The following is a 23,380-nucleotide window of genomic DNA, read 5'->3' as shown; positions in this document are numbered from 1 at the left end:
GGCGTTTCCGGAGGGCTGACGGGGAAAAGCCATGAATTATAAGCCCAGTTCCTCCACCCAGGCGAGCGCCTCGACGTGAGCCTGATTGAACGGTTCGGGCGACAGACCCAGTTCCCGGCACAGTTGCGGGACGTCGCGCATCTCCTTGTCTTCGCAGGCCTTGGCCAATTGGAGGAAGGGAGTGAGCCGGTCCGGTTGCTCCAGCAGCACCTGCTTGAACTGGTCGGAGAGGTGGAGGTGCTCCAGCACGGAGGTCATCGGCATGTCGAACAGCACGTCGAGCAAGCTGAACATGCCGATCACGAACAGCGATTCGCAAGCATCGTTGGGCAGGTTGAGCGCACCGCCCAGGAGTTCCATGAAGCGTGCCCGGGTAATGGCGGTCTTTTGCAGGGCGGGTGGAGTCTTGCCATCTTCGTTGGCGGTGACCAAGAGCAGGGTCAGCCAGCGATAGAGCCGTTTGTAGCCCAGCACGGTGACCGCGTGGCTGAACGAACTGATGGTGGTGTTGAGTCCAGCCGCAGCCGAGTTCACGAAGCGCAGCAGCTTGTAGGACAGCGCGATGTCTCGCTTGAATACCGCCTCGATTTCCTTGATCTCGGCATCCATGCGCAGCAGGTTGAGCAGCTCCAGCGTGTGCGTGAAAGAGGGATGGATGACCTTGGCGGACAGGGTCTCCGGCTTGGCGAAGTAATAGCCCTGAAAACCATCCATGCCCAGTTCGCGGCAGAGGTGGAAGTGCTCGTGCGTTTCCACTTTCTCGGCGATGCGGATTACCGGGTAGCTGCGCACTTGGGCAGCCAGCATCTGGAAGTCGTTGGTACCGTGCTTCTGCACGTCCAGTTTGACGTATTTGGCATATTCCAGCAGCTGGGCTGAAGGCGCGTTGAACGAGAAGCCATCCATGGCGATGCCGAAACCCTGGGCATGCAGATACTTGATGCGGGCAATCAGCTCGTTGGAGGGGGGGATCTCGGGCATCAGGTCGAGAATGACCCGACGTGCCGGCAGCAACTCGAGAAACTCGCTGGCCAGCATGGCTTCGCCGACGTTGATGAAGGCCAGCTTGTTGCCGATCAGCCAGCTGGTTCCCATATTGTGCAGGGTGTTTACCAGAACCTGGGTGTCGGCTTGAAGCGCGGCCAGCGGGCCGGCGCCTTCCGCCTCGAGGGAGGGGCGAAACAGCAGCTCATAGCCGATGAGCTGCTGATTTCGGTTCAATACAGGCTGGCGTCCGATGAAGGCACTGCTTGTTGTCATTCTGTACCGTTCAGTGTGGGGTAAGCGTCAGATCGTAATCAGTTCGGAGGTCTTGACCATCCCACTTACGCCGTCCTTCGCCGTCAACAGGTCTTCCATGTCGAGTACCAGCACGACCGAGCCGTCCCCCGACAGCGTGGCACCCGCCACGCCCTTGGGACGGATATTCTGTAGCGGCTTGATCACCACATCGTCGCGGCCGACGAAGGAGTCGATGGCCAGGATGAAAGAGCGCTCGGCCGATTGCATCAGCACGCCGAACCCCGGTTTTTGGGTCGGTGCCCAGCCGAGCAGGCCGGCCAGGGTCTTGAGCGGGAGGATTTCGTCGCGCACCACGATAGTCGGATTGCCCGAAACTTCCTGGATGGCTTCCGGTTCGATGGTGATGATCTCGCGCACCATCGCCAGCGGCACGGCGAACGGTTGGTTGCAGGCGCGTACCACCAGCACCGGCAGGATCGCCAGCGTCAGCGGCAGCGAGATGCTGATGCGGGTGCCTTCGCCCGGAATTGAGTTGATGTCGATGCGGCCGTTGAGCTTCTGGATGTTGGTACGAACCACGTCCATGCCGACACCGCGGCCAGACACACTTGAAATCTGGTCCTTGGTGGAGAAGCCAGGCAGGAAGATCAGCTGCAGGCACTGCTTCTCGTCTAGAGCGTTGGCGGCTTCGGTGTCGATCAGGCCCTTTTCCACTGCCTTGCGGCGCAGGGCGTCGGCATTCATGCCGCGACCGTCGTCGGTGATCTCGATCAGGATATGGTCGCCGACCTGTTCGGCCGTCAGCTGGATCAGCGACTGCGGTTTCTTGCCGGCGGCGATACGCTCCGCGGTGGACTCGACACCGTGATCGACGGCGTTGCGCACCAGGTGCACCAGCGGGTCGTTCAGATCCTCAATCATGGTTTTGTCGAGTTCGGTTTCTTCGCCGCTCAGTACCAGTTCGACGTCCTTGCCGAGCTGGCGCGCCAGGTCACGGGCGAGGCGGGGGTACTTCTGGAACAGCCGGCCGATCGGCTGCATGCGGGTCTTCATCACCGCGTTCTGCAGGTCGCCGACCAGCAGGTCGAGCTGGCTGATGGCTTCGTCCAGCGAGCGCAGGGTATTGCTGTCGTTGTTGCCCTGCAGAATCTCGGTGCGCAGCGTGGTGAGGCGGTTCTTGGTCAGGCCGATTTCGCCGGACAGGTTGAGCACCATGTCGAGGCGGTTGGTATCGATGCGGATGGTGTTTTCATGCCCGCCGCCGCTGGCCGACTTGCTCGCCGTCACGTTCTTGGCGGGCGCCGCGGCCCGGCTGGCTGCCGCCACGGCGGTTACCGGCTCGGTTTCCGGCACCAACGCCGCAGCAGGCACTACTTCCACCGGTGCAGGGGCCGGCGCAGTGGGCGCGGTGGTACGGGCGGCAGGGACGACGGCCTGGTAGAGACTGTTCCAGTCGGGTTCGTCGCTGCGTTGCGGGGCACTGGCCACCGGCGGTGTGGCCGGTGGGGCATGCGGGACCGGTGCCTGCGGCATGCGGCCGGACAGGACGGCATCCAGGGCGGCGAGCAATGCGCCATCGGCGTCTCGCGGCATCAGCCCCTGGCCCAGGGTGCCGAACATGTCGCGCACCGTGGCCGTGGCGTCAAGGATCACGTCCATTACTTCGGGGTTGAGCTGAAGTTCGGCGTTGCGCAGCTTGTCGAACAGGTTTTCCGTGCGGTGGCAGAGGGTCACCATGGGCGCCACGTTCAGAAAGCCGGCGCCGCCCTTGATGGTATGAAAGCCGCGGAAAATGTCGTTGAGCAAGGCGCGGTCTTCTGGCCTTTTTTCCAGTTCGACCAACTTGTTGTCAACGTCCGAGAGAAGGTCGTTGGACTCCATCAGGAAGTCCTGCAACAACTCTTCCATGCCGCCGAATTCGCTCATTTTTTACCCCGCACCGTTATTTATTGTTTCTTGTTGCGACCGTGGTCTCAGAAGCCGAGGCTTTCCAGCAGGTCGTCGACTTGTTGTTGGTTGGTGACCACATCGCTGCGTCCTTCCGGGTTGATCACCGGACCATTCAGCAGTGTCGGGTCGATTTCCGTTTTCTTCTCTTCCGGCGAGAATTCGATCAGGAAGGCGACGAGGTCGGTTTCGATCGTCTTGACCATGCCCATCATCTTCTTGATGACCTGGCCGGTCAGATCCTGAAAATCCTGCGCCATGACGATGTCGAGCAGTTGCGCGCTGGTGGCCTGGGTCTGTTCCGGCACACTCTGCAGATAACGGTGCGTGTCCTGGCTCAGCTGGCGGAACTCGTCGACCGACAGCATATTGGCGAACAGCCGGTTCCAGCGTTCGGACAGCTGCTTGGCGCTGCTTTCGAGCTCGTCCTGGATCGGCTTGGCGATATCGGTGGCGTTGAGCACCCGCTCTGCTGCGGATTCGGTCAGTGTCGAGATGTAGGAGAGGCGGTCGCGGGCATCGGGAATCGCATTCGCGACGCGCTCCAGCGATTTGTCGTAACCCATGTCGCGCAGCGCACTGTGTAATTTGCGGGTCAGTTGCCCGATTTGTTCATACATCACCGAGGGGGTGCCCTCGGCGGCGGAGGTGGACGCCGTGGCACTGTCTGCTTCACTGGCGATCTGTGGCGTGCCGGCTTGGTGCTGCTTGGCAATGCTGTCAAACAGGGCCTCGAGATCCGGGGTATCCCCGCTTTCCAAAACGTGGTCTGGCACGATAAATCCTCCTGAATACTGGCCCGACAAGCCGTGCAATGGTTCTTATTTGTTTATTGCCTGGAAGATCTTGTTCAGCTTTTCTTCCAGCGTGGCGGCAGTAAACGGCTTGACGATGTAGCCACTTGCCCCTGCCATGGCAGCTTCGATAATGTTCTCGCGCTTGGCCTCGGCCGTGATCATCAGGAACGGCAGGGGCTTGAGTTGCTGGTCGGCGCGTACCGCTTTCAGCAGCTCGATTCCGGTCATGTTGGGCATGTTCCAGTCGGAAACGATGAAATCGAAATGCTGTGTCTTGAGCTTGTGAAGGGCGACTTGGCCATCCTCCGCTTCATCGACGTTGGTAAATCCGAGTTCCTTGAGTAGGTTGCGTACGATCCGTCTCATGGTTGAGAAGTCGTCCACTACAAGGAAGCGAAGATTCTTGTCTGCCATCGAGGGTTATCCTGAATTTGTCAATGATTCCTGGCCGCTATTGTAGCGACTACCTTTGCAGGAATGGAATCAGGGTTTCGGCCAACACGGCAGGGTCGAATTTGGCGACGTAGGCATCGACGCCGACGCTGGAGCCCATGGCGCGGTTGGCGTTGGACGACAGCGAGGAATGCATCACGACGGGAATGCCGTTGAAGCGGTGATCGGACTTGATCAGGCGGGTCAGCACGTAGCCGTCCATTTCCGGCATCTCGGCGTCCACCAGAATGGTCTTGAGGGTGTCGTGCAGCGGTGCGGCATCGCCCTGGTGGCGATTGGCCAACGCTTGCAGCCGTTCCCAGGCCTCGCGGCCATTGCTGGCCTGTTGGAACTTGATGCGCATCTTTTCCAGCACGCCGGTGATCTCCTTGCGCGCCACCACCGAATCGTCGACAAAGAACACGTACTGGTCGGCTTCGAGCTGGGCGGTTGGCAGCTCGGGCAGGCGCGGTTCGCCCACCACGCTGGCCAGGATCTGTTCCACGTCCAGAATCGATACCAGCTTGCCATCTTCCAGTTCGGTAATAGCGGTGATCAGGTTCATGCCGCTGGCCGAAGCCACCTCGCCAGCCGTCGCGGCACTGCCCGACATCATGTTGTCGGGTGAGCGCACCTTGTCCCAGTCGACGCGGATGATGCGGTCCACCGAATCGACCAGGAAGGCCTGGGTGCTTTTGTTGAATTCGGTGACGATCATGGTTTCATACTTCTTGGCCGGATCGTTGGCACCGATGAAGCGGGCGAGCGAGATGATCGGGATGATGTTGCCGCGCAGCGAGAGGACGCCTTCCACCCCGAACGGCATGTTCGGGGTCTTGGTGATGGTCGGGGTCTGCGATACTTCGCGGACCTTGAAGACGTTGATGCCGAAGGTTTCCCGCGTGCCCAGCGAGAACAGCAGGATCTCCATCTTGTTGGAGCCGACCAGCTTGGTGCGGGCATCGATATTGGCGAGCAGGGTAGCGTCGGTGGCTGGCATGTCAAACCTTTCCCGATTTCTTTTTTGAGTGCGGTCGTCAGTGGTGCGTTACTTGCCGATGTGCAGCATTTCGCGCAGCTTGATCGCCAGTTTTTGGGCTTCGAACTTGGAAACGTAGGAGTCGACACCGACCGATTCGCCGAGCTTCTGGTTGGAGTTGCCCGACAGCGAGGAGTGCATCAGCACCGGAATGCCGGCAAAGCGCGGGTCGCTCTTGATGAGCTTGGTCAGCATGTAGCCGTCCATTTCCGGCATTTCCACGTCGGTCAGTACCAGGTTGACGATGTCACAGAGCTTGCGGCCGGAGAGGTCGGCCTGGGCGGCCATCCGCTGGAGTTCGTCCCAGGCGCGCATGCCGTTGATGGCGTAGGCGTACTTGACGTTCATGGCTTCCAGGGTGCGTTCGATCTGTTTGCGCGCGACGACCGAGTCGTCGGCGAAGAAGATCATGCGCTCTTCCTTGATCGGCTCGATGTTCAGGAAGTGATGGGCGTCGTCGGTGAGCGAGGTCTCGGCCAGGACTTTCTCGACGTCCATCATCATGACCAGGGTGTTGTTGAGCTCGGTCACGGCGGTGACCAGCCCGCCCATGCGGTTGGTGATCATTTCCGGTGGCACGCGCATGGCCGACCAGTCGAGCCGCAGGATGGTGTCGACGGCCTCGACCAGGAACCCCTGGGTGTGACCGTTATATTCGGTCACGATCATGATTTCGGGTTTCTTCTCGGTGACGATGCCGGCGTACTTGGCCAGATCGATGATGGGCACGAGCGCGCCACGCAGGCTGACCATGCCTTCCACGGAAGACGGCATTTCTGGCGCGGAGGTGATTTCAGGTGTGCGCATGACCTCGCGCACCTTGAAGACGTTAATCCCGAAAACTTCCTTGCGCCCGGTTCGTTGATCTTCTCCGAGGGAGAACAACAGGATTTCGAGCTTGTTGGTGCCGGCGAGCTTGGTGCGGGCATCAATCTTTTTAAGAAGTTCTGACACGGAAACCTCCGCTGCATCATGTTTTTTGGGAGTATCGTTTGGAGTGTCGATACGCCCGTTATTAGGGTGTCGGGGGCCACTGGCTCCGTCCATTACGGCAAATGTACCCCAGATTGGCTTAACCGGTTTGGATAATTATCATACTGATTAATCAGTTTTTACAAATGTGTTGTGGTGAATGACAAAAACTGTTTCAAACTTGCACGACCAGCAAACACTGGAGCAGGCGTTTGCCCAGTTCAATGCCGTTTCCGGCCAATTGATCGATGCCTACAACCAGCTGCAGGGGCAGGTCAATGTGCTGAATGCGCAACTGGACGAGGCCAATAACGAGCTTAGGCGTCAACTCTCGAATAACGCGGCGTTGGCCGAGCGGCTCGGCATGTTGCTGGAGGCGCTGCCGGCCGGCGTGGTTGAGTTGCTGGTCGATGGTCGGGTGCAGACTGAAAACTCCGCCGCCGAGGCGATGCTGGGGGCGTCGGTGCGGGGACGGTCATGGCCGGAGGTGCTGGCCGGCTTCCAGCCGACCGACATTGATAACACCTTCTTGTTACCGCGTTGTGGCGAGCAGCCACCGCGCCGCATCACGCTGCAGTACCAGGACCTGCCGGAATTGGGCGGGCAGATCGTGCTGCTGCACGACGTCACGCACCTGCACCAGCTCTCGAGCGAGCTGGCGCAGCAGCAGAAACTGGCCTCGATGGGCAGTATGGCGGCGTCGCTGGCGCATCAGCTGCGTACTCCGCTGGCGACCGCCATGCTCTACACCGCCAACTTGCGCCAGCCCAGCCTGGGGGAGGCGGAGCGAGAGCGCTTCATCGACAAGAGCCTGGCTCGTTTGAAGGCGCTGGAAGGGCTGATCCAGAACATGCTGAGCTTCGTCAGGGGGCAGGTGAGCGAGCTCGAGCTGCTGGACGTGGCCGGGTTGCTGGAAGAAGTCCGTGCCGTGGTGCAGCCTCATTACGCCGCGCGGGCGGTGCGGCTGGACTGTGACTTTGCGCTGGGCGAGCCGGTGCGGGTGGCGGGAGACCGCAAGGCGCTGGTGGGCATCCTGGTCAATCTGCTGGAGAACGCGCTGCACTTTTCCGTAGAAGGCCAGTGCGTGGTGCTGGGCGCCCGGCTGGAGGGCGGCGCAGTGCGGCTGTGCGTGGTCGACGAGGGCCCGGGGCTGGGCGACGAGTTGCTGGAGCGGGTGTTCGAACCGTTCTTTACCACGCGCTCCGGGGGGACCGGGCTGGGGCTCGCCATCGTCAAGAAAGTGGTGGAGGAACTGCACGGCAGCGTGTGTGCGGGCAACCGCGAGGGCGGGGGCGCCTGCTTCGAGGTGCGGCTACCGCTGGCGTGAGCCGAGCCGCTTGCCGTCCCCGCGATCACGGCTATGGGCACTGGTCGTGGTGTGTGCACCGTACAGGCAGGATGGCAAGGGCTTGCCGGGCCAATCTCTGCGTGCAAATCTATCGCTGAGCCAATTCAAAGATTGGCACGCAGGGATTTGTCCGGCGAAGGATTCGCATGCGAGTGCAATAACGCCAGCAGGGTTTTGCCTGATGGCCCCTTAATTATTCTTCCAGGTACTGGGTCTTGCCGGTGACCTTGGCCCAGTCTTCGTGATCCGGCAGGGGGTCCTTCTTGGCGGCGATCACCGGCCAGACTTTGGACAGCCGGTCGTTGATCTCGATGAAATGCAACTGGTCGGCCGGTACGTCGTCTTCGGCGTAGATCGCTTCGACCGGGCACTCGGCGACGCACAGGGTGCAATCGATGCATTCGTCCGGGTCGATGGCGAGGAAATTGGGGCCTTCATGGAAGCAGTCGACCGGACAGACATCGACGCAGTCGGTGTATTTGCATTTGATACAAGCTTCGGTTACAACGTAGGCCATTGCATTTTCCTTTGGCGATTTGGGCGCTGACACTCAACAGTCTAGCCAATTTTGCCATCGTTTGATTTTCCCGGCTGTTTTCCGATGATGTCTGGCTTCGTTCCCTCCTTGCCCTATCGTGGCCGTTTTGCCCCCAGTCCGACCGGTTTATTGCATGCCGGTTCGTTGACCACCGCCGTCGGCAGCTATCTGGAGGCGCGCACGCGCGGCGGCGTCTGGCTGTTGCGTATGGAGGACCTCGACCCGCCGCGCGAGGTGGCCGGCGCTGCTTCGGCCATCCTGCAGACGCTCGAGGCGCTGGGTTTCGAGTGGGATGGCGCAGTGGAATACCAGAGCCGGCGCCACGAGCTGTACCGCGCCGCGCTGGACCAGCTGACCCGCGATGGCCTGGCGTACGCCTGTGGCTGTACGCGCAAGGAGATCGCGGCACACGCTCGCCGCGGGGTGGACGGCTACGTCTACCCGGGAACCTGCCGCAACGGCTGCGTGGCGGGGCGCGCCGGCCGTGCCTGGCGGCTACGCGTGGCACCGGGCGAGACGGTGTTCGTCGATCGCTTGCAGGGCGAGTACCGCCAGGATCTGGAGCGCGACATTGGCGATTTCGTGCTGCTGCGTGCCGACGGCTTCTGGGCCTACCAGCTGGCGGTGGTGGTGGACGATGCCGCGCAGGGCGTCACCGATATCGTGCGCGGCGCCGACCTCTTGGTGTCGACGCCGCGCCAGATCGCCGTGCAGCGGGCGCTGGGAGTGTCTACCCCGAGTTACTGCCACTTGCCGCTGATGGTCAACGCGGCCGGCGAGAAGCTGTCCAAGCAGACGCTGGCGCCGGCGATTGCCCCGGCGGCAGCGGCAGCGGAGCTGCGCCGTGCGTTGCAGCGCCTCGGGCATGTGCCGCCGAACGAATGCGGCAGCCTGGCCGAGTTGTGGGCCTGGGCGCGCGGGCATTGGTCATTGGACAAGGTGCCGGCCGGGCCGGTGACGGTGTGAGCCGGGCTTCGGCCAACTTGGTCGGGGAAGGGCTGCTGTTGGTTATTGTGTGGGGAAGTAACGTGGCGCTGCGCCTACATAATCGCGGCATGCAGCCGCGTGCGGCTTGCCAGACCGGCGGCCAGCGCCGATAATCTTGCCCCATCTAGCAGGAGAGAGTGGCCGCGCAAGCCGGCCGCCGCCGAAGGCGCAAGTGCACCCGCAATCGCTCAGGCAAAAGGACTGCGAGGATCGGGCCGTCGTTCCATGGGCGGCCCGCCGAATCTGGAGAGCGGCGCCTGGTTCCAGGCGCCCACCGAAGGGGCTAACGGCTGGTGCTGCACCAGTCGGAAAATCTCAGGTGTAGGGACAGAGGGGTGTATAGAAGGATGAACGCACCCTGAAGGACTCCGCATGACGGCCCCGAAACGTACCCCCCTGTTTGACGAACACCTCGCCGCCGGCGCCAAGATGGTCGATTTTGCCGGCTGGGAAATGCCCATCCATTATGGCTCGCAGCTGAAAGAGCACGAGCAGGTGCGCAGCGACGCCGGCATGTTCGATGTCTCCCACATGACCGTGATCGACATCACCGGTGCGGACGCCAAGGCCTGGCTGCAGAAGCTGATCGCCAACGACGTCGCCAAGCTGGGCTTCGAGGGCAAGGCACTGTATTCCGGCATGCTCAACGCCGACGGCGGCGTGGTGGACGACCTGATCGTCTATCTGACTTCGTACGGCTACCGCATGGTGGTCAACGCCGGTACCACCGACAAGGACCTGGCCTGGATGGAGCAGCAGAAAGCCGGTTTCGATGTGACGCTGAAGGTGCGTCGCGATCTGGCCATGCTGGCCGTGCAAGGCCCCAACGCCATTGCCAAAGTGTGCTCGGTGAAGCCGACGCTGGCAGACGCTATTAAATCTCTGAAAATCTTCCAGGGCTTGCCTGCAGGCGACTGGTTCTTTGCGCGAACCGGCTATACCGGCGAAGACGGCCTGGAAATCATGGTGCCGGCCACCGAGGCGCCGGCCTTCTTCCGCGAATTGCTGGCGGCCGGCGTGGCGCCGATCGGTTTGGGCGCGCGCGACACGCTGCGTCTCGAAGCCGGCATGAACCTGTACGGCCACGACATGGACGAGACCGTGTCGCCGCTGGCGGCCGGGATGGGCTGGACCATCGCCTGGGAACCGGCCGAGCGCGACTTCATCGGCCGTCAGGCGCTGGAAGCGCAGAAAGCCGCCGGCGTCGCGATGAAGCAGGTCGGCCTGGTGCTGGAAGGGCGCGGCGTGCTGCGCGAGGGGCAGAAGGTGGTGGTCGAGGGCGCCGGCGAAGGCGTCATCACCAGCGGCACTTTCTCGCCGACGCTGAAGCATTCCATCGCCATCGCCCGCGTACCGGCTGCGACCGGCGAGACCGCCCAGGTCGATCTGCGCGGCACGCTGACCGAGGTGCGCGTGGTCAAGATGCCGTTTGTTCGCAACGGCAAAAAAGTCTTTAATTAAGCCGAGTATCCGGACTGAGTGGAGGCGGGCCAGGCCCGCTTCCGGACGGGGCGGCAAGGCCCCGTCATCAACCTTTTCTACATTGGAGATGCAGTAATGAGCCAAATCCCCGCCGAATTGAAATACGTATCCAGCCACGAATGGCTGCGCCTGGAAGCAGACGGCACCGTGACCGTGGGCATTACCGAACATGCCCAGGAACTGCTGGGCGACATCGTGTTCGTCGAGCTGCCGAAAGTGGGTGCCGTGCTGGGTGACGGCGAACAGGCTGGCGTGGTGGAGTCGGTGAAGGCCGCTTCCGACGTGTACGCGCCGATCGAAGGCGAAGTGGTGGCCGTGAACGGTGAACTGGAAGCCGCGCCGGAACTGGCCAACAGCGAGCCGTACGGCCAGGGCTGGTTCTTCAAGGTCAAGCCGAGCAACGTCGCCGACCTCGACAAGCTGCTCAACGCCGAACAGTACGCCCAGGAAATCGGCGCCTGATCGAGCCGAACCGGCCTCGCGTCCCAGGGCGCGAGGCTTTTGTTTTTATGGGGCCGGCGGCGCCGGCCCATAGTCCTCTTGCATCCGGATACTTGCAACATGACACTCTCTACCCTGTTTAACCACAACGAATTCATCGAACGCCATATCGGCCCGTGCGAGACCGAGAAGGCCGAGATGCTGGCCTACGTCGGCGCCGGCTCCTTCGAGGACCTGGTGGCCCAGACCGTACCGGCCAACATCCGCTTCAACCGCGCGCTGGACCTGCCGCCGGCGCAGCGTGAAGCCGACGCGCTGGCCGACCTGAAAGCGGTCGCCAGCAAGAACGTGGTGAACAAATCCTTCATCGGCCTGGGTTACTACCCGGTGCTCACCCCGGGTGTGATCCTGCGCAACGTGCTGGAAAACCCGGGCTGGTACACCGCCTATACCCCGTACCAGGCCGAAATCGCCCAGGGCCGCCTGGAAGCGCTGCTGAATTTCCAGCAGATGATCATCGATCTCACCGGGCTGGAAATCGCCAACGCCTCGCTGCTGGACGAAGCCACTGCCGCCGCCGAAGCCATGGCTATGGCGCGCCGCGTGTCCAAGTCCAAGTCCGAGCAGTTCTTCGTCGACAGCCGCGTGCTGCCGCAGACGCTGGACGTGATGAAGACCCGTGCCGAGTACTTCGGCTTCGAACTGGTGCTGGGCCATCCGGAAGAGGCCGGCAACGGCGACTACTTCGGCGCGCTGTTCCAGTACCCGGGCGAATCCGGCGAACTGTTGGACCTGACCCCGTACATCGCCGCGGTCAAGGCCAAGGGCGCGCTGGCCATCGTCGCGGCCGACGTGATGGCGTTGGTGGCGCTGAAGTCGCCGGGCGAAATGGGCGCCGACGTGGCGGTGGGCAACACCCAGCGCTTTGGCGTGCCGATGGGCTTCGGTGGCCCGCACGCCGCCTACTTCGCGTTCAAGGACGAGATGAAGCGCTCCGCTCCGGGCCGCATCATCGGCGTGTCGGTCGATGCCAAGGGCAAGACCGCGCTGCGCATGGCGCTGCAGACCCGCGAGCAGCACATCCGCCGCGAGAAGGCCAACTCCAATATTTGTACCTCGCAGGTGCTGCTGGCCAACATCGCCGGCATGTACGCCGTGTACCACGGCGCCGAGGGCGTGAAGCGCATCGCCGCCCGCATCCACCGCCTGGCGGCCATCTTCGCCCACGCGGTGAAGGCGGCTGGTGGCAAGCTGGTGTTCGACCGCTTCTACGACACCGTACAGGTCGAGCTGGGCGCGGATGCGGCCAAGGTCTATGCCGCCGCGCTGGCTGCCGGCATCAACCTGCGTGACGCCGGCAACGGCGTGCTGGGCGTGGCTTTCCACGAAGCTGCCAGCGAAGCCGACCTGGCTCAGCTGATCGAAATCTTCACCGGCAAGCCGGCCGACGTTGCCGCACTGGATGCCGCCGCTGCCGACGCCATCCCGGCCGCGTTGAAGCGCGAATCCGCCATCCTGTCGCACCCGGTGTTCAACACCCACCACAGCGAACACGAGATGCTGCGCTATCTCAAGAAGCTGGAAAACCGCGACCTGGCGATGAACCACTCCATGATCAGCCTCGGCAGCTGCACCATGAAGCTCAACGCCACCAGCGAGATGATCCCGATCACCTGGCCGGAATTCGCCAACATGCACCCGTTCGCCCCGCGCGATCAGGCCGCCGGCTATCTGGAAATGATCGAGGCGCTGCAACAGCAGCTGCTGGCCATCACCGGCTTCGACGCTATCTCGATGCAGCCAAACTCCGGCGCGCAGGGCGAATACGCCGGTATCCTGGCGATCCGCCGCTTCCACGCCAGCCGTGGTGAAGCGCACCGTAACGTCTGCCTGATCCCGCAATCCGCGCACGGCACCAACCCGGCTACCGCGCAGATGCTGGGCATGCAGGTGGTGGTGGTGAAGACCGACGACAACGGCAACGTGGACATGGCCGATCTCCGTGCCAAGGCCGAGCAGCACGCGGCCAACCTGGGCGCGCTGATGATCACCTACCCGTCCACCCACGGCGTGTTCGAGGAAGGCATCAAGGAAATCTGCGAGATCGTGCACGCGGCCGGCGGCCAGGTGTACATGGACGGCGCCAACATGAACGCGCAGGTGGGCCTGACCCGCCCGGCCGACATCGGTGCCGACGTGCTGCACATGAACCTGCACAAGACCTTCTGCATCCCGCACGGCGGCGGCGGCCCGGGCATGGGCCCGATCGGCATGAAGTCGCACCTGGCGCCGTTCATGGCCAACCACGTGGTGTCCGAAGTACCGGGCGCCGTGGCCGGCCAGAGCGCGGTTGCCGCGGCACCGTTCGGTTCCGCGTCGATCCTGCCGATCTCCTTCATGTACATCCGCATGATGGGCGCGGAAGGCATGAAGCACGCCACCGAGATGGCGCTGTTGAACGCCAACTACCTGATGAAGAACCTGTCGGCGCACTACCCGGTGCTGTACACCGGCCGCAACGGCCGTGTGGCGCACGAGTGCATCATCGACCTGCGTCCGCTCAAGGCCGCCTCCGGCATCACCGAGGTGGACGTGGCCAAGCGGCTGATGGACTACGGCTTCCACGCCCCGACCATGAGCTTCCCGGTTGCGGGCACGCTGATGATCGAGCCGACCGAGTCCGAATCCAAGGCCGAACTGGACCACTTCATCGCCGCGATGGTGGCCATCCGCCAGGAAATCGACAAGGTGCAGAACGGTGTCTGGCCGTTGAACAACAACCCGCTGGTGAACGCGCCGCACAGCAAGGCCGACATCGCCGGCGAGTGGACCCGCCCGTACAGCCGCGAAGAAGCCTTCTTCCCGCTGCCGTACGTGCTGGACAACAAGTTCTGGCCGAGCGTGAACCGCATCGACGACGTCTACGGCGACCGCAACCTGGTGTGCAGCTGCCCGTCGGTCGAAGAGTACGAGTAAGCGTCAGGCGCTGTCGGAGCCGGTGTGTCGCACCGCTTCGGCCAACCTTTGACGGCAAACGGCTCCCCATCGCGGGGAGCCGTTTTTGTTTGCCGGTCTGTTGCTTGCCGGGGGCGGGTGGCGGGTCTAGGCTGCAAAAGGACATGGTGGCCGGCGCACCCTCGGCCAGCGTGCTCCGCCAGGAGAATCCGCATGCCCCCGTCTGCCCGCGAAGTCTTGAACCAGCCGCCGCCTCTGGTCGACTACAACCTCTTCAGCAGCGATGTCGCCTTGCAGGAAGGGGTGGTGCGCGAGGGCGCGGCGTGGGCGCGCGAGCCGCTGTTCGACTGCGGCGCGCTGCTGGGGCGGCGTGGCAGCTTCGAGCTGGGTCGGCTCGCCAACCGCTATCCCCCCTTGCTGCACGGCTTCGACGCTCAGGGCTTTCGGCTCGACGAGGTGGAGTTCCACCCCGCCTGGCACATGCTGATGCGCGGCATCGTCGAGCGTGGCCTGCATTGCGCGCCGTGGGAGGAGCCCCGGCCTGGCGCCCATGTGGCGCGCGCCGCCGCCTTCCTGCTGCAGGCCCAGATCGAGGCCGGCACGCTGTGCCCCACCACCATGACCTTCGGCGCCATCCCGGTGCTGTCGCAGCACGCCGGCCTGACGCTGGACTGGCTGCCGACGCTGTGCAGCCACGACTACGACGAACGCGACCTGCCGCTCGCGCAGAAGCACGGCGGCCTGGTCGGCATGGGCATGACCGAGAAGCAGGGCGGCTCCGACGTCCGGACCAACACCACGCGTGCCGAGCCGTGTGCGGACGGCAGCTACCGCCTCAGCGGTCACAAGTGGTTCTTCTCGGTGCCGCAGAGCGACGCCCACCTGGTGCTGGCGCAGGCGCCGGGCGGCCTGTCCTGCTTCTTTCTGCCGCGCTGGCTGCCGGACGGCACGCGCAACGCAGTGCGCCTGCTGCGCCTCAAGGACAAGCTCGGCAACCGGTCCAACGCTTCGGCCGAGGCCGAGTTCGACGCCGCCTACGCCGTGCTGCTGGGCGAGGAAGGGCGGGGCGTGCCGCTCATCCTGGAAATGGGCGGGCACACCCGCTTCGACTGCCTGCTGGGCAGCGCCGGCATGATGCGCCAGGTGCTGGCGCAGGCGGTGCACCATTGTCGCCATCGCCGCGCGTTCGGCCACCGCCTGATCGAGCAGCCGCTGATGCTCAACGTGCTGGCCGACATGGCGCTGGAGACCGAGGCCGCCATCGCGCTGGCCCTGCGCCTGGCGCGCGCCGCCGACGCCCCGGACGACGAGGGCGAAACGCTGCTGCGCCGGCTGCTGGTGCCGGCCGGCAAGTACTGGGTGTGCAAGCGTGGTCCGGAGTTGGCGGCGGAAGCGATGGAGGCGCTGGGCGGCAACGGCTACATGGCGGAAAGCGTGGCGGCGCGGGCCTACGCCGAAATGCCAGTGAATTCGATCTGGGAGGGCTCGGGCAACGTGATGTGCCTCGACGTGCTGCGCACCCTCGCCAAGCATCCGCGCGCGCGCGAGGTGCTGCTGGCCGAGCTGGCGCAGGTGCCGGGACGTCACCCGCTCTATCGCCATGCCTTGGGGCGCCTGAGCGACCAGCTGCAGCGCCCCGTGGCGGAGGCCGACGCCCGTCACCTGGTGCGGCGCATGGTGCTGCTGGTGCAGGCCGGTTTGCTGCTGCGCCACGCGCCGGAAGCGCTGGCCGAGGCGTTCTGTGCCTCGCGCCTGGGCGAGGACTGGGGCGGCAGCTTCGGTAGCCTGCCGTCGACGCTGGCGCTGGCGCCGATCGTGCGCCGCGCGCTGTCGGCCTGAGCGGGCGGATGCGCATGGGGGAGGCGCCTAAGCGGAGCGGGGCGGGCGCGGGCCAGGGCGTGCGGCCCACGGCCGGCCGCGCGTGGCGGCGTGGTGCCGTTTTCGTCATGCCCCTGCTGGCGACGGCGTGCGCCGTCGGTCCGGACTATCGACCCCCTGCCATGGCGGTACCACCGGCGTGGCACAGCCCGCTGCAGGGCGGCGTGCACGCCGCGATGCCGCCGGCGGCCGAACTGGCGCGCTGGTGGGAGCGCCTGGCCGATCCGCTGTTGTCGCGCCTGATCGGCGAGGCCGTGGCGAACAATCTCGATGTCAAACTGGCGCAGGCCCGCCTGCGCGAGGCCCGCGCCCGCTACGGGCTGGCCGTGGCCGAGCGCTATCCCACCCTGAACGCCCGCGCCGCCGTCAACCGCAACCGTTCCAGCGACGAGATGAGCCAGGGCAAGGGGCGCGCCGTCGAGACCTGGTCGGCGCAGCTCGATGCCAGCTGGGAGCTCGACCTGTTCGGCGGCCTGCGCCGTGCCCAGGAAGCCGCCGCGGCGACGCTCGACGCCGAGGAGGAGGCGCTGCGCGACACCCGGGTCAGCCTGCTGGCGGAAGTGGCGCTCGGCTACGTCGAGGCGCGCGGCTTTCAGGCCCGGCTGGCGCTCGCGCGCGGCAGCCTCGCCACCCAGGACGAGACCTGGCAGATCACGCGCTGGCGGCATCAGGCCGGACTCACCACGCAGCTGGACGAAGACCAGGCCCGCTTCAACCTGGAGCAGACGCGGGCCCAGCTGCCGGCATTGCAGCAGGGGCTGGCTCAGTCGAAACAGCGGCTGGCGGTGCTGCTGGGGCGCGGGCCCGGCGAGCTGAGCGAACTGGACGAGCCGGCCGCCATTCCGCACCTGCCCGCCACCGTGGCGGTGGGCATCCCCGCCGACACCCTGCGCCAGCGTCCCGACCTGCGCCGCGCCGAACGCCAGCTGGCGGCGGCGACGGCACAGGTCGGGGTGGCCAGCGCCGCCGCCTACCCCGATGTGTCGCTGTCCGGTACGCTCGGCCTGCAAGCCCTGAGCGGCGGCCGGCTGTTGCGTTCCAGCGCCGGCCTGTATGCGCTGGGTGCCAGCGTCGGCCAGGTCGTGTTCGACGCCGGCCGCGTCCGCCACAACATCGAGGTGCAGAATGCCCTGCAGCAGCAGGCGCTGCTCAATTACCAGTCCGCCGTGCTCACGGCCTTGCGCGACGTCGAGGGCGCGCTGGTGGCCTACGCCGAGGAGCAGAACCGCGGCGTGGCGCTGCGTGATGCGGTCACGGCGGCGCAAGGGGCGGCCGATCTGGCCTCGAGCCAGTACCAGGCCGGCCTGGTCGATTTCCAGGCGGTGCTCGACACCCAGCGCTCGCTGCTGTCGCTGCAGGACCAGATGAGCCAGAGCGAGGCGGCGGCGGTGTCCAACCTGGTGCGGCTTTACAAGGCGCTGGGCGGCGGCTGGGACGCGGCCGCGGCGAAAGGAGGATGATGGAGCAACCCGGCGACATGGCCAAAAAGCTCGGCCTCGACCGGCAGTCCCGCGTGGTCTCGCGCCTCCGGCGCTGGCTGCTGCTGGGGGGCATGGTCGTGGCGGCGGGGCTGGCGGCGCTGTACTGGAACAGCCGTCAGGCCACGGGCCAGCCGCGTTACCTGACGCAGGAGGTGCGCCGCGGCAGCCTGACCGTGGCCGTCTCCGCCACCGGCACGCTGCAGCCTACCAACCAGGTGGACGTCGGCAGCGAGATTTCCGGCACCATCAAGAGCATCGAGGTCGATTACAACGACCGGGTGAAGCGCGGCCAGGTGCTGGCGCGCATCGATACCAGCAAGCTCGAGGCCCAGCTCAAGCAGAGCCTGGCGGCGCTGGCCGCCGCCCGCGCCCGGGTGCAGCAGGCGCAGGCCACCGTCAGCGAGGCCAAGGCCAAGCTGGGACGGCTGCGCCAGGTGCAGCAGGTCAGCGGCGGCAAGGTGCCGTCGCAGTCCGAGATGGAGACCGCCCAGGCCACCTTCGAGCGCGCCGTGGCGGATGCCGCCAACAGCCGGGCCACGGTGACCCAGGGGGAGGCCACGCTGGAGGCGCAGCGCACCGACCTGGCCAAGGCGGTGATCCGCTCCCCGGTGGACGGCGTGGTGCTGAAACGCGCCGCCGAACCCGGCCAGACCGTGGCCGCCTCGTTCCAGACGCCGGTACTGTTCACGTTGGCCGAAGACCTGACGCAGATGGAATTGCACGTCGACGTGGACGAGGCCGACGTCGGCAAGGTGCGGGAAGGGCAGGCCGCCAGCTTCACCGTCGATGCCTACCCCGAGCGCACCTTTCCGGCGCGCCTGTCCCAGGTGCGTTTCGGCGCCAAGACCGTGGCCGGGGTGGTGACGTACGAAACCGTGCTCAAGGTGGACAACGCCGGCCTGCTGCTGCGCCCGGGCATGACCGGCACCGCCAGCATCGTGGTCGAGCAGGCGCGCGACGCGCTGCTAGTGCCCAATGCCGCGCTGCGTTTCGTGCCGCCGCAGGAAACCTCGGCGCCCGCCAGCCGCGGGCTGGTCGCCAATCTGCTGCCGCGCCCGCCGCGCCGCAGCGCCAGCCCGCCCGGCGGCAACGACAAGCAGCCCCATGTCTGGGTGCTGCAGCAGGGCCGGCTGCAGAAGGTCACGCTCAAGACCGGCATGAGCGACGGCAGCCTGACCGAGGTGAAGGGCGGGGCGCTGGCGCCGGGCCGCGCCGTGGTGGTGGACGTGATCGAGGTGAAAAAGCCGTCATGACGCCCGACGGCCGCCCCCTCGTCGAGCTGCGCCGGGTCACCAAGACCTACGGCCGCGGCGCGGCGGCGATGCAGGCGCTGGGCGGGATCGACATCGTCATCGCCCAAGGCGAGTTCGTGGCGGTGATGGGGCCGTCCGGCTCGGGCAAGAGCACCTGCATGAACCTGATCGGCTGTCTCGATACCCCGAGCTCCGGCAGCTACCTGTTCCAGGGGGTCGAGGTGGGCGGGCTCACGCGCGACCAGCGCGCGCTGCTGCGGCGCCACTACCTGGGTTTCGTGTTCCAGGGCTTCAACCTGCTCAACCGCACCAGCGCCCTGGAGAACGTCGAGCTGCCGCTGATCTATCGCGGCGATCCCGCCGAACAGCGCCACCAGCGCGCCCGCGAGGCGCTGGCCGAGGTGGGGCTGGCGGGCTGGGAGGACCACACCCCGGGCGAGTTGTCCGGCGGGCAGCAGCAGCGCGTGGCGATCGCGCGCGCCATCGTCACCCGTCCCGCACTGCTGCTGGCGGACGAGCCGACCGGCAACCTCGACAGCGCGCGCAGCCAGGAGATCATGACCATCCTCACGCGCCTGAACCGGGAGCAGGGCATCACCATCGTGATGGTGACGCACGAACCGGACATGGCGGCGTACGCCGGCCGCACCATCCACTTTCGCGACGGCCTGGTGGTGCCGGCAGCGGAGCGCGCACACCAGGGGGGCGGGTGATGCTCTGGAACGCCTTCGCCCTGGCCCTGCGCGAGATCCGCCGCAACGTGCTGCGCTCCTTCCTCACCATCCTCGGCATCGTCATCGGCGTGGCGGCGGTGATCATCATGGTCACGCTCGGCGGCGGCGCCACGCTGCAGGTCACCCAGCAGATCGCCAGCCTCGGCAGCAACCTGCTCATCATCAGCCCGAGCCGGCGCCTCGGCCCGGGGCAGAACGTCGGGGCGGCGCTATTCAGCGTCGGCGACGCCCAGGCGCTGGTGCGCGAGATACCGGCGCTGGCGGCGGTGGCGCCGATGGCGTCGCGCTCGCTGACGGTGGTGTACGGGCACGCCAACTGGTCGACCCAGGTGATCGGCACCAGCAACGAGTACTTCACCGTGCGCAACCTCACGCTGCGCAGCGGGCGCCGCTTTTCCGACAGCGAGCTGCGCGCCGGCGCGCCGGCCTGCATCATCGGCCAGACCGTGCGCGACAAGCTGTTCGGCCGGCAGGATCCGTTGGGCGAGCGCATCCGCGTGCAGGGCATCGCCTGCAGCGTGGTCGGCCTGCTCGAGCCCAAGGGGCAGTCCGCCATGGGCAGCGACCAGGACGATCTGGCGATCATGCCGCTACGCGCCTACCAGCGCCGCATCGCCGGCAACCAGGACGTCAACCAGCTCCAGGTATCGGTGCGCGAGGGCACCTCCACCAGCCGCGCCCAGCAGGACATCGAGCACCTGATGCGCGAGCGGCGCCATCTCTCCGCCAACGAGGAAAGCAATTTCAACGTCATGGACATGAAGGAGATCAGCAAGATGCTGACCTCCACCACCGAGGTCCTGACCGCGCTGCTCGGCGCGGTGGCGGCGGTCAGCCTGCTGGTGGGCGGCATCGGCATCATGAACATCATGCTGGTGTCGGTGACCGAGCGCACGCGCGAGATCGGCATCCGGCTCGCCATCGGCGCGCTGGAGCGGGAGGTGCTGCTGCAGTTCCTGGTGGAGGCGGCGGTGCTGTCGTCGCTGGGCGGGCTGATCGGGATCGCACTGGCGCTGGTGGCTTCGGCGGTGCTGGCCGCGCTGCTCAACGTGCCGTTCGTGTTCAACGCCACCATCGTCGCCGTCGCCTTCGTCTTTTCCGCTACGGTGGGGCTGGTGTTCGGTTATTTCCCGGCGCGCAAGGCGGCGCGGCTCGACCCGATCGAGGCGCTGCGCCACGAATGAAGCGGGCGCACCCGCCGCGAGCCGGGCGCCTGGCTGGGCCGGAGGCTGCATGGGTCAGCCCGTGCGCAGCCACAGCAGCAGGCCGGTGAGCGCGGCGCCCAGGTGCAGCCAGGCGCGCCAGCGGAAGGCGCGGGCGCCGTCATGGGATGACAAGGTGGTGATCAGGTAGGGCCGGCCGTCGGCCGGACGCTGCAGGTGCAGCGTGAGCGGCGTGGCGGCGAACTCCTGCTGCCGTTGCCGCACTTCGCGTTCGGCGGCGGCACGCGCCGCCAGCCACTCGCGCTCGTCGATGCCGCCGCTGCGGTCGAGGTCGAAGCGGCGCAGCAGCGCCGGCTGGTCGCGCTTCCACTCCGCCAGCAGGGCGGCGACGTCGCGCCGCGGGTCGGCGGCGGCATCGCCGCCGATGGCGACCAGCTCCCCGATCACGTACAGCGGGTCGTCGTCGGCGATCCATTCCTCGCAGCACAGATAGTCCTGATCGTGCCAGCTCGCGCGGTGCGCGGGATGGACCTCGGCCTGTTCCGGGTCGACCACCACCTCGCCGTGGCCGTCCTGCAGCAGGAAGGAGGCGTCGCTTTCTTCCTGCTGGGCCGGATCGAGCCGGCCGTCACGACCGACATAGCGGCGCTCCCAGCGGAACCAGACGCAACGCCGCCCGCTCAGCGAGCTGTAGAGCGGGGCGCGTTCATGGCTGCGCGCGCAACCGAACAGCTCGACGTAACCCTGAGCCACTGCGCCGGCGCGCGATGTGGGCGTATCGGCGATCACCCGGTAACGGCGGTAATTGAGCCACCACGCCAGCAGGCCGAAGGTGGTGCAGAGCGGCAAGCCCAGCGTGTAGAGCAGGGCCGGCTGCAGCTTGAAGCCGAGCAGCAGCGCCAAGGGATAGCCGGTGAAGCCCAGCCAGCCGTGGCTGGTCAGCCGGTAAATCAGCCGCTTCCTCACTTAACGCTGGAACAGGGCGGTCAGGTCGACGTCGCGCGTCTCGGCGGCGGCAAAGCGCAGCGGTGTGGCCGGGCGGAATCCGCACAGCCGGGCGATGAACACGTCGGGGAACTGTTCGATGCGCACGTTGTTGAGGTTGACCGCTTCGTTGTAGAGTTCGCGCCGGTCGGCGATGTTTTCTTCCAGCTGGCTGATGCGCTGCGCCAGGTGCGAAAACTGCTGGTCCGCCTTGAGTTCGGGGTAGGCCTCGGCCACGGCGAAGAGACGGCCGAGCAGGCCGGACAGCCCGCTCTCGAGTTCGCCGAGCCGACCCAGGTTGCCGGCCCGTGCGGCGTCCGAGATCGCGGCGCGCGCCTCCATCACCCGGGCCAACGTGGCCTGTTCGAACTGGGCGTACTGGCGGCACACCTCCACCAGCTTGGGCAATTCGTCGTGGCGCTGCTTGAGCAGCACGTCGATGTTGGCCCAGCACTTGCCGACCTGGTGCTTGAGGCCGACCAGCGCGTTGTAGAGGATGGCGGCGTACAGCAGCGGCAGGGCCAGCAGCAGCAAGAACAGGATCAGTTTCATGTTGTATTCCAATTCGCCTTAGAAACGATAACTTTGTCGGCGGCGTTGCGCGGACCGCGTGCGAATCTCTTGTGGAGATTCGCTCAGCGAGCACTTGCCGTACTATCTGCACTGTCTGCGGCCCGCTCACTTGCCTTCGCGTTAGCTTCGCAGAAACTTGCCCTGACGGGCTTCGTTTTCTGGTTATCTAATGCTTTTTGGAATTATATTCAATCGGAAATCAACGATGTCATTGGCAGTATGGCATGACGTTGCGCTGACGCGCAGCGCGGACGAGGAGGTGTCATGGCGCGTCTGAGCATCATCGGTGCCGGGCGTCTGGGGCGCACGCTGGGACGCCTGGCGCACGATGCCGGCTACGCCGTGGTCGACGTGCTGTGCCGCGACGCGGCGCACGCCGCCGAGGCGCTCGCCTTCATCGGCGCCGGTCGCGCCGTCACCGAGCTGGCACCGCTGGCCCCGGCCGAACTCTACCTGCTGGCGGTACCGGATGCGGCGATCGCCACCACGGCGCAAGGCCTGGCCGACGCCGGCGTGGTGCCGCCCGGGGCGCTGGTGTTTCACGCCAGCGGCGCCGGTGAGGCGGGCCTGCTGGCCCCGCTGACGGCGCGAGGCGTGCGCATCGGCAGCCTGCACCCTGCCTTTTCGTTCGCCGAGCCGGCGCGCGCCGTGGCGGGCTTCGGCGGCACGCTGTGCGCGCTGGAAGGGGAGGAAAGTGTCTGCGCCGAACTGGAAAGGTTGGCCGAAGCCCTCGGCGCCCGGCCGTTCCGGCTCGCTCCCGGCGGCAAGGCGGCCTACCACGCCGCGCTGTCGATGGCATCCAACTACCTGGTGACGTTGAACGCGCTGGCCTTGCAGGTGGCGGCCGGGGCCGGCATCGAGCCACTCGTGGCGTCGCAGCTGGTGGGCGGGCTGATGCGCCAGACGCTCGATAACACCCTGGCACTGGGACCGGCGGCGGCGCTCACCGGCCCCATCGTGCGCGGCGACGCCGGCACCGTGGCGCGGCATCTCGCGGTCATCGACGACGCGCTGTGCGCCGACGCCTACCGTGCCATGGGGCGGGCGACGCTGCGGCTGGCTGGGGAGCGGCTGGAGGAGGCGGCGCGGGCAGAACTGGCGAGGCTGCTAGACTCCCCGAGTTGAGACGGAGCG

At 65.9% G+C, this 23,380-nt stretch carries 20 protein-coding genes and 2 riboswitches; of the genes, 11 read left to right on the top strand and 9 right to left on the bottom strand.

All coding sequences use genetic code 11. The annotated features are described in order from the left end of the window. Positions 1-36: 36 nt before the first annotated feature. The 6 genes from AC3WG5_RS15230 to AC3WG5_RS15205 are packed head-to-tail and all read right to left on the bottom strand — an operon-like array spanning position 37 to position 6,411. Positions 37-1,260, bottom strand: a complete 1,224-nt coding sequence (locus AC3WG5_RS15230) for an EAL and HDOD domain-containing protein (protein ID WP_492569357.1) — start codon at positions 1,258-1,260, stop codon at positions 37-39. 27 nt (positions 1,261-1,287) lie between these two features. Further along, a complete protein-coding gene (locus AC3WG5_RS15225) occupies positions 1,288-3,168 on the bottom strand; it encodes a chemotaxis protein CheA (protein ID WP_492569356.1) in 1,881 nt (626 codons plus the stop codon). Positions 3,169-3,215: 47 nt separating this feature from the next. Beyond that, positions 3,216-3,965 (bottom strand): protein phosphatase CheZ, encoded by a 750-nt coding sequence (gene cheZ, locus AC3WG5_RS15220; RefSeq protein ID WP_014088172.1) that lies wholly within the window; start codon positions 3,963-3,965, stop codon positions 3,216-3,218. Between the two features lie 45 nt (positions 3,966-4,010). Beyond that, positions 4,011-4,400: a chemotaxis response regulator CheY gene (gene cheY, locus AC3WG5_RS15215; protein WP_014088171.1), complete on the bottom strand. Its 390-nt coding sequence runs from the start codon at positions 4,398-4,400 to the stop codon at positions 4,011-4,013. 49 nt (positions 4,401-4,449) lie between these two features. Then, positions 4,450-5,418, bottom strand: a complete 969-nt coding sequence (locus AC3WG5_RS15210; RefSeq protein ID WP_008954976.1) for a chemotaxis protein — start codon at positions 5,416-5,418, stop codon at positions 4,450-4,452. Between the two features lie 48 nt (positions 5,419-5,466). Further along, complete coding sequence (locus AC3WG5_RS15205) at positions 5,467-6,411, bottom strand: chemotaxis protein (protein WP_008954977.1); 945 nt, start codon at positions 6,409-6,411, stop codon at positions 5,467-5,469. Between the two features lie 178 nt (positions 6,412-6,589). On the opposite strand from AC3WG5_RS15205, the gene AC3WG5_RS15200 reads away from it, so the two are divergent. Then, positions 6,590-7,756, top strand: coding sequence for a sensor histidine kinase (locus AC3WG5_RS15200; protein WP_492569353.1), 1,167 nt, complete (start codon positions 6,590-6,592; stop codon positions 7,754-7,756). Positions 7,757-7,970: 214 nt separating this feature from the next. On the opposite strand, the gene fdxA is transcribed toward AC3WG5_RS15200, so the two are convergent. Beyond that, positions 7,971-8,294 (bottom strand): ferredoxin FdxA, encoded by a 324-nt coding sequence (gene fdxA, locus AC3WG5_RS15195; RefSeq protein ID WP_492569351.1) that lies wholly within the window; start codon positions 8,292-8,294, stop codon positions 7,971-7,973. Between the two features lie 84 nt (positions 8,295-8,378). Between fdxA and gluQRS the strand changes: the two genes are divergently transcribed. The 9 genes from gluQRS (at position 8,379) to AC3WG5_RS15150 (ending at position 20,710) form a co-directional block, all read left to right on the top strand. Next, positions 8,379-9,281 carry a tRNA glutamyl-Q(34) synthetase GluQRS gene (gene gluQRS, locus AC3WG5_RS15190; protein WP_492569350.1) on the top strand — a complete coding sequence of 301 codons (903 nt, stop codon included), beginning with the start codon at positions 8,379-8,381 and terminating at the stop codon, positions 9,279-9,281. Positions 9,282-9,420: 139 nt separating this feature from the next. Further along, positions 9,421-9,516: riboswitch (glycine riboswitch) on the top strand. A gap of 19 nt (positions 9,517-9,535) precedes the next feature. Next, positions 9,536-9,643: riboswitch (glycine riboswitch) on the top strand. 31 nt (positions 9,644-9,674) lie between these two features. Beyond that, positions 9,675-10,763: a glycine cleavage system aminomethyltransferase GcvT gene (gcvT, locus tag AC3WG5_RS15185; protein WP_008954981.1), complete on the top strand. Its 1,089-nt coding sequence runs from the start codon at positions 9,675-9,677 to the stop codon at positions 10,761-10,763. A gap of 96 nt (positions 10,764-10,859) precedes the next feature. Beyond that, positions 10,860-11,246, top strand: a complete 387-nt coding sequence (gene gcvH, locus AC3WG5_RS15180) for a glycine cleavage system protein GcvH (RefSeq protein WP_008954982.1) — start codon at positions 10,860-10,862, stop codon at positions 11,244-11,246. Positions 11,247-11,345: 99 nt separating this feature from the next. After that, complete coding sequence (gene gcvP, locus AC3WG5_RS15175) at positions 11,346-14,201, top strand: aminomethyl-transferring glycine dehydrogenase (protein ID WP_492569349.1); 2,856 nt, start codon at positions 11,346-11,348, stop codon at positions 14,199-14,201. Positions 14,202-14,393: 192 nt separating this feature from the next. Then, a complete protein-coding gene (locus tag AC3WG5_RS15170; RefSeq protein ID WP_492569347.1) occupies positions 14,394-16,019 on the top strand; it encodes an isovaleryl-CoA dehydrogenase in 1,626 nt (541 codons plus the stop codon). Positions 16,020-16,027: 8 nt separating this feature from the next. Continuing rightward, positions 16,028-17,518: an efflux transporter outer membrane subunit gene (locus AC3WG5_RS15165; RefSeq protein WP_492569346.1), complete on the top strand. Its 1,491-nt coding sequence runs from the start codon at positions 16,028-16,030 to the stop codon at positions 17,516-17,518. Then, entirely contained in the window at positions 17,515-18,792 is a 1,278-nt protein-coding gene (locus AC3WG5_RS15160) for an efflux RND transporter periplasmic adaptor subunit (RefSeq protein ID WP_492569345.1), read from the top strand. Before AC3WG5_RS15165 ends, AC3WG5_RS15160 begins: the two co-directional genes overlap by 4 nt. After that, entirely contained in the window at positions 18,789-19,505 is a 717-nt protein-coding gene (locus tag AC3WG5_RS15155; RefSeq protein ID WP_008954987.1) for an ABC transporter ATP-binding protein, read from the top strand. Before AC3WG5_RS15160 ends, AC3WG5_RS15155 begins: the two co-directional genes overlap by 4 nt. Next, positions 19,505-20,710 carry an ABC transporter permease gene (locus AC3WG5_RS15150; RefSeq protein WP_008954988.1) on the top strand — a complete coding sequence of 402 codons (1,206 nt, stop codon included), beginning with the start codon at positions 19,505-19,507 and terminating at the stop codon, positions 20,708-20,710. The genes AC3WG5_RS15155 and AC3WG5_RS15150 overlap by 1 nt, the downstream gene beginning before the upstream one ends. A 54-nt stretch (positions 20,711-20,764) precedes the next feature. On the opposite strand, the gene AC3WG5_RS15145 is transcribed toward AC3WG5_RS15150, so the two are convergent. Together AC3WG5_RS15145 and AC3WG5_RS15140 are read right to left on the bottom strand one after the other, a co-directional pair. Further along, positions 20,765-21,655, bottom strand: coding sequence for a hypothetical protein (locus AC3WG5_RS15145; RefSeq protein WP_492569343.1), 891 nt, complete (start codon positions 21,653-21,655; stop codon positions 20,765-20,767). After that, entirely contained in the window at positions 21,656-22,225 is a 570-nt protein-coding gene (locus tag AC3WG5_RS15140) for a LemA family protein (RefSeq protein WP_492569341.1), read from the bottom strand. Between the two features lie 285 nt (positions 22,226-22,510). On the opposite strand from AC3WG5_RS15140, the gene AC3WG5_RS15135 reads away from it, so the two are divergent. After that, a complete protein-coding gene (locus AC3WG5_RS15135; RefSeq protein ID WP_492569340.1) occupies positions 22,511-23,371 on the top strand; it encodes a Rossmann-like and DUF2520 domain-containing protein in 861 nt (286 codons plus the stop codon). The last annotated feature ends 9 nt before the right edge of the window (positions 23,372-23,380 follow it).

The organism is Pseudogulbenkiania sp. FW507-F1 (assembly GCF_058781125.1).
The sequence above is the reverse complement of the archived record's forward strand: the minus strand, read 5'-3'. Positions and strand labels throughout refer to the sequence as shown.

Bases quoted from the DNA above. Each gene is read 5' to 3' on its own strand.
- fdxA (WP_492569351.1), bottom strand. From the start codon at position 8,294: ATGGCCTACGTTGTAACCGAAGCTTGTATCAAATGCAAATACACCGAC.
- AC3WG5_RS15210 (WP_008954976.1), bottom strand. From the start codon at position 5,418: ATGCCAGCCACCGACGCTACCCTGCTCGCCAATATCGATGCCCGCACC.
- AC3WG5_RS15225 (WP_492569356.1), bottom strand. From the start codon at position 3,168: ATGAGCGAATTCGGCGGCATGGAAGAGTTGTTGCAGGACTTCCTGATG.
- gcvT (WP_008954981.1), top strand. From the start codon at position 9,675: ATGACGGCCCCGAAACGTACCCCCCTGTTTGACGAACACCTCGCCGCC.
- AC3WG5_RS15155 (WP_008954987.1), top strand. From the start codon at position 18,789: ATGACGCCCGACGGCCGCCCCCTCGTCGAGCTGCGCCGGGTCACCAAG.
- AC3WG5_RS15150 (WP_008954988.1), top strand. From the start codon at position 19,505: ATGCTCTGGAACGCCTTCGCCCTGGCCCTGCGCGAGATCCGCCGCAAC.
- AC3WG5_RS15230 (WP_492569357.1), bottom strand. From the start codon at position 1,260: ATGACAACAAGCAGTGCCTTCATCGGACGCCAGCCTGTATTGAACCGA.
- AC3WG5_RS15135 (WP_492569340.1), top strand. From the start codon at position 22,511: ATGGCGCGTCTGAGCATCATCGGTGCCGGGCGTCTGGGGCGCACGCTG.
- AC3WG5_RS15140 (WP_492569341.1), bottom strand. From the start codon at position 22,225: ATGAAACTGATCCTGTTCTTGCTGCTGCTGGCCCTGCCGCTGCTGTAC.
- AC3WG5_RS15165 (WP_492569346.1), top strand. From the start codon at position 16,028: ATGCGCATGGGGGAGGCGCCTAAGCGGAGCGGGGCGGGCGCGGGCCAG.
- AC3WG5_RS15160 (WP_492569345.1), top strand. From the start codon at position 17,515: ATGATGGAGCAACCCGGCGACATGGCCAAAAAGCTCGGCCTCGACCGG.
- gcvP (WP_492569349.1), top strand. From the start codon at position 11,346: ATGACACTCTCTACCCTGTTTAACCACAACGAATTCATCGAACGCCAT.
- gcvH (WP_008954982.1), top strand. From the start codon at position 10,860: ATGAGCCAAATCCCCGCCGAATTGAAATACGTATCCAGCCACGAATGG.
- gluQRS (WP_492569350.1), top strand. From the start codon at position 8,379: ATGATGTCTGGCTTCGTTCCCTCCTTGCCCTATCGTGGCCGTTTTGCC.
- cheY (WP_014088171.1), bottom strand. From the start codon at position 4,400: ATGGCAGACAAGAATCTTCGCTTCCTTGTAGTGGACGACTTCTCAACC.
- AC3WG5_RS15200 (WP_492569353.1), top strand. From the start codon at position 6,590: ATGACAAAAACTGTTTCAAACTTGCACGACCAGCAAACACTGGAGCAG.
- AC3WG5_RS15170 (WP_492569347.1), top strand. From the start codon at position 14,394: ATGCCCCCGTCTGCCCGCGAAGTCTTGAACCAGCCGCCGCCTCTGGTC.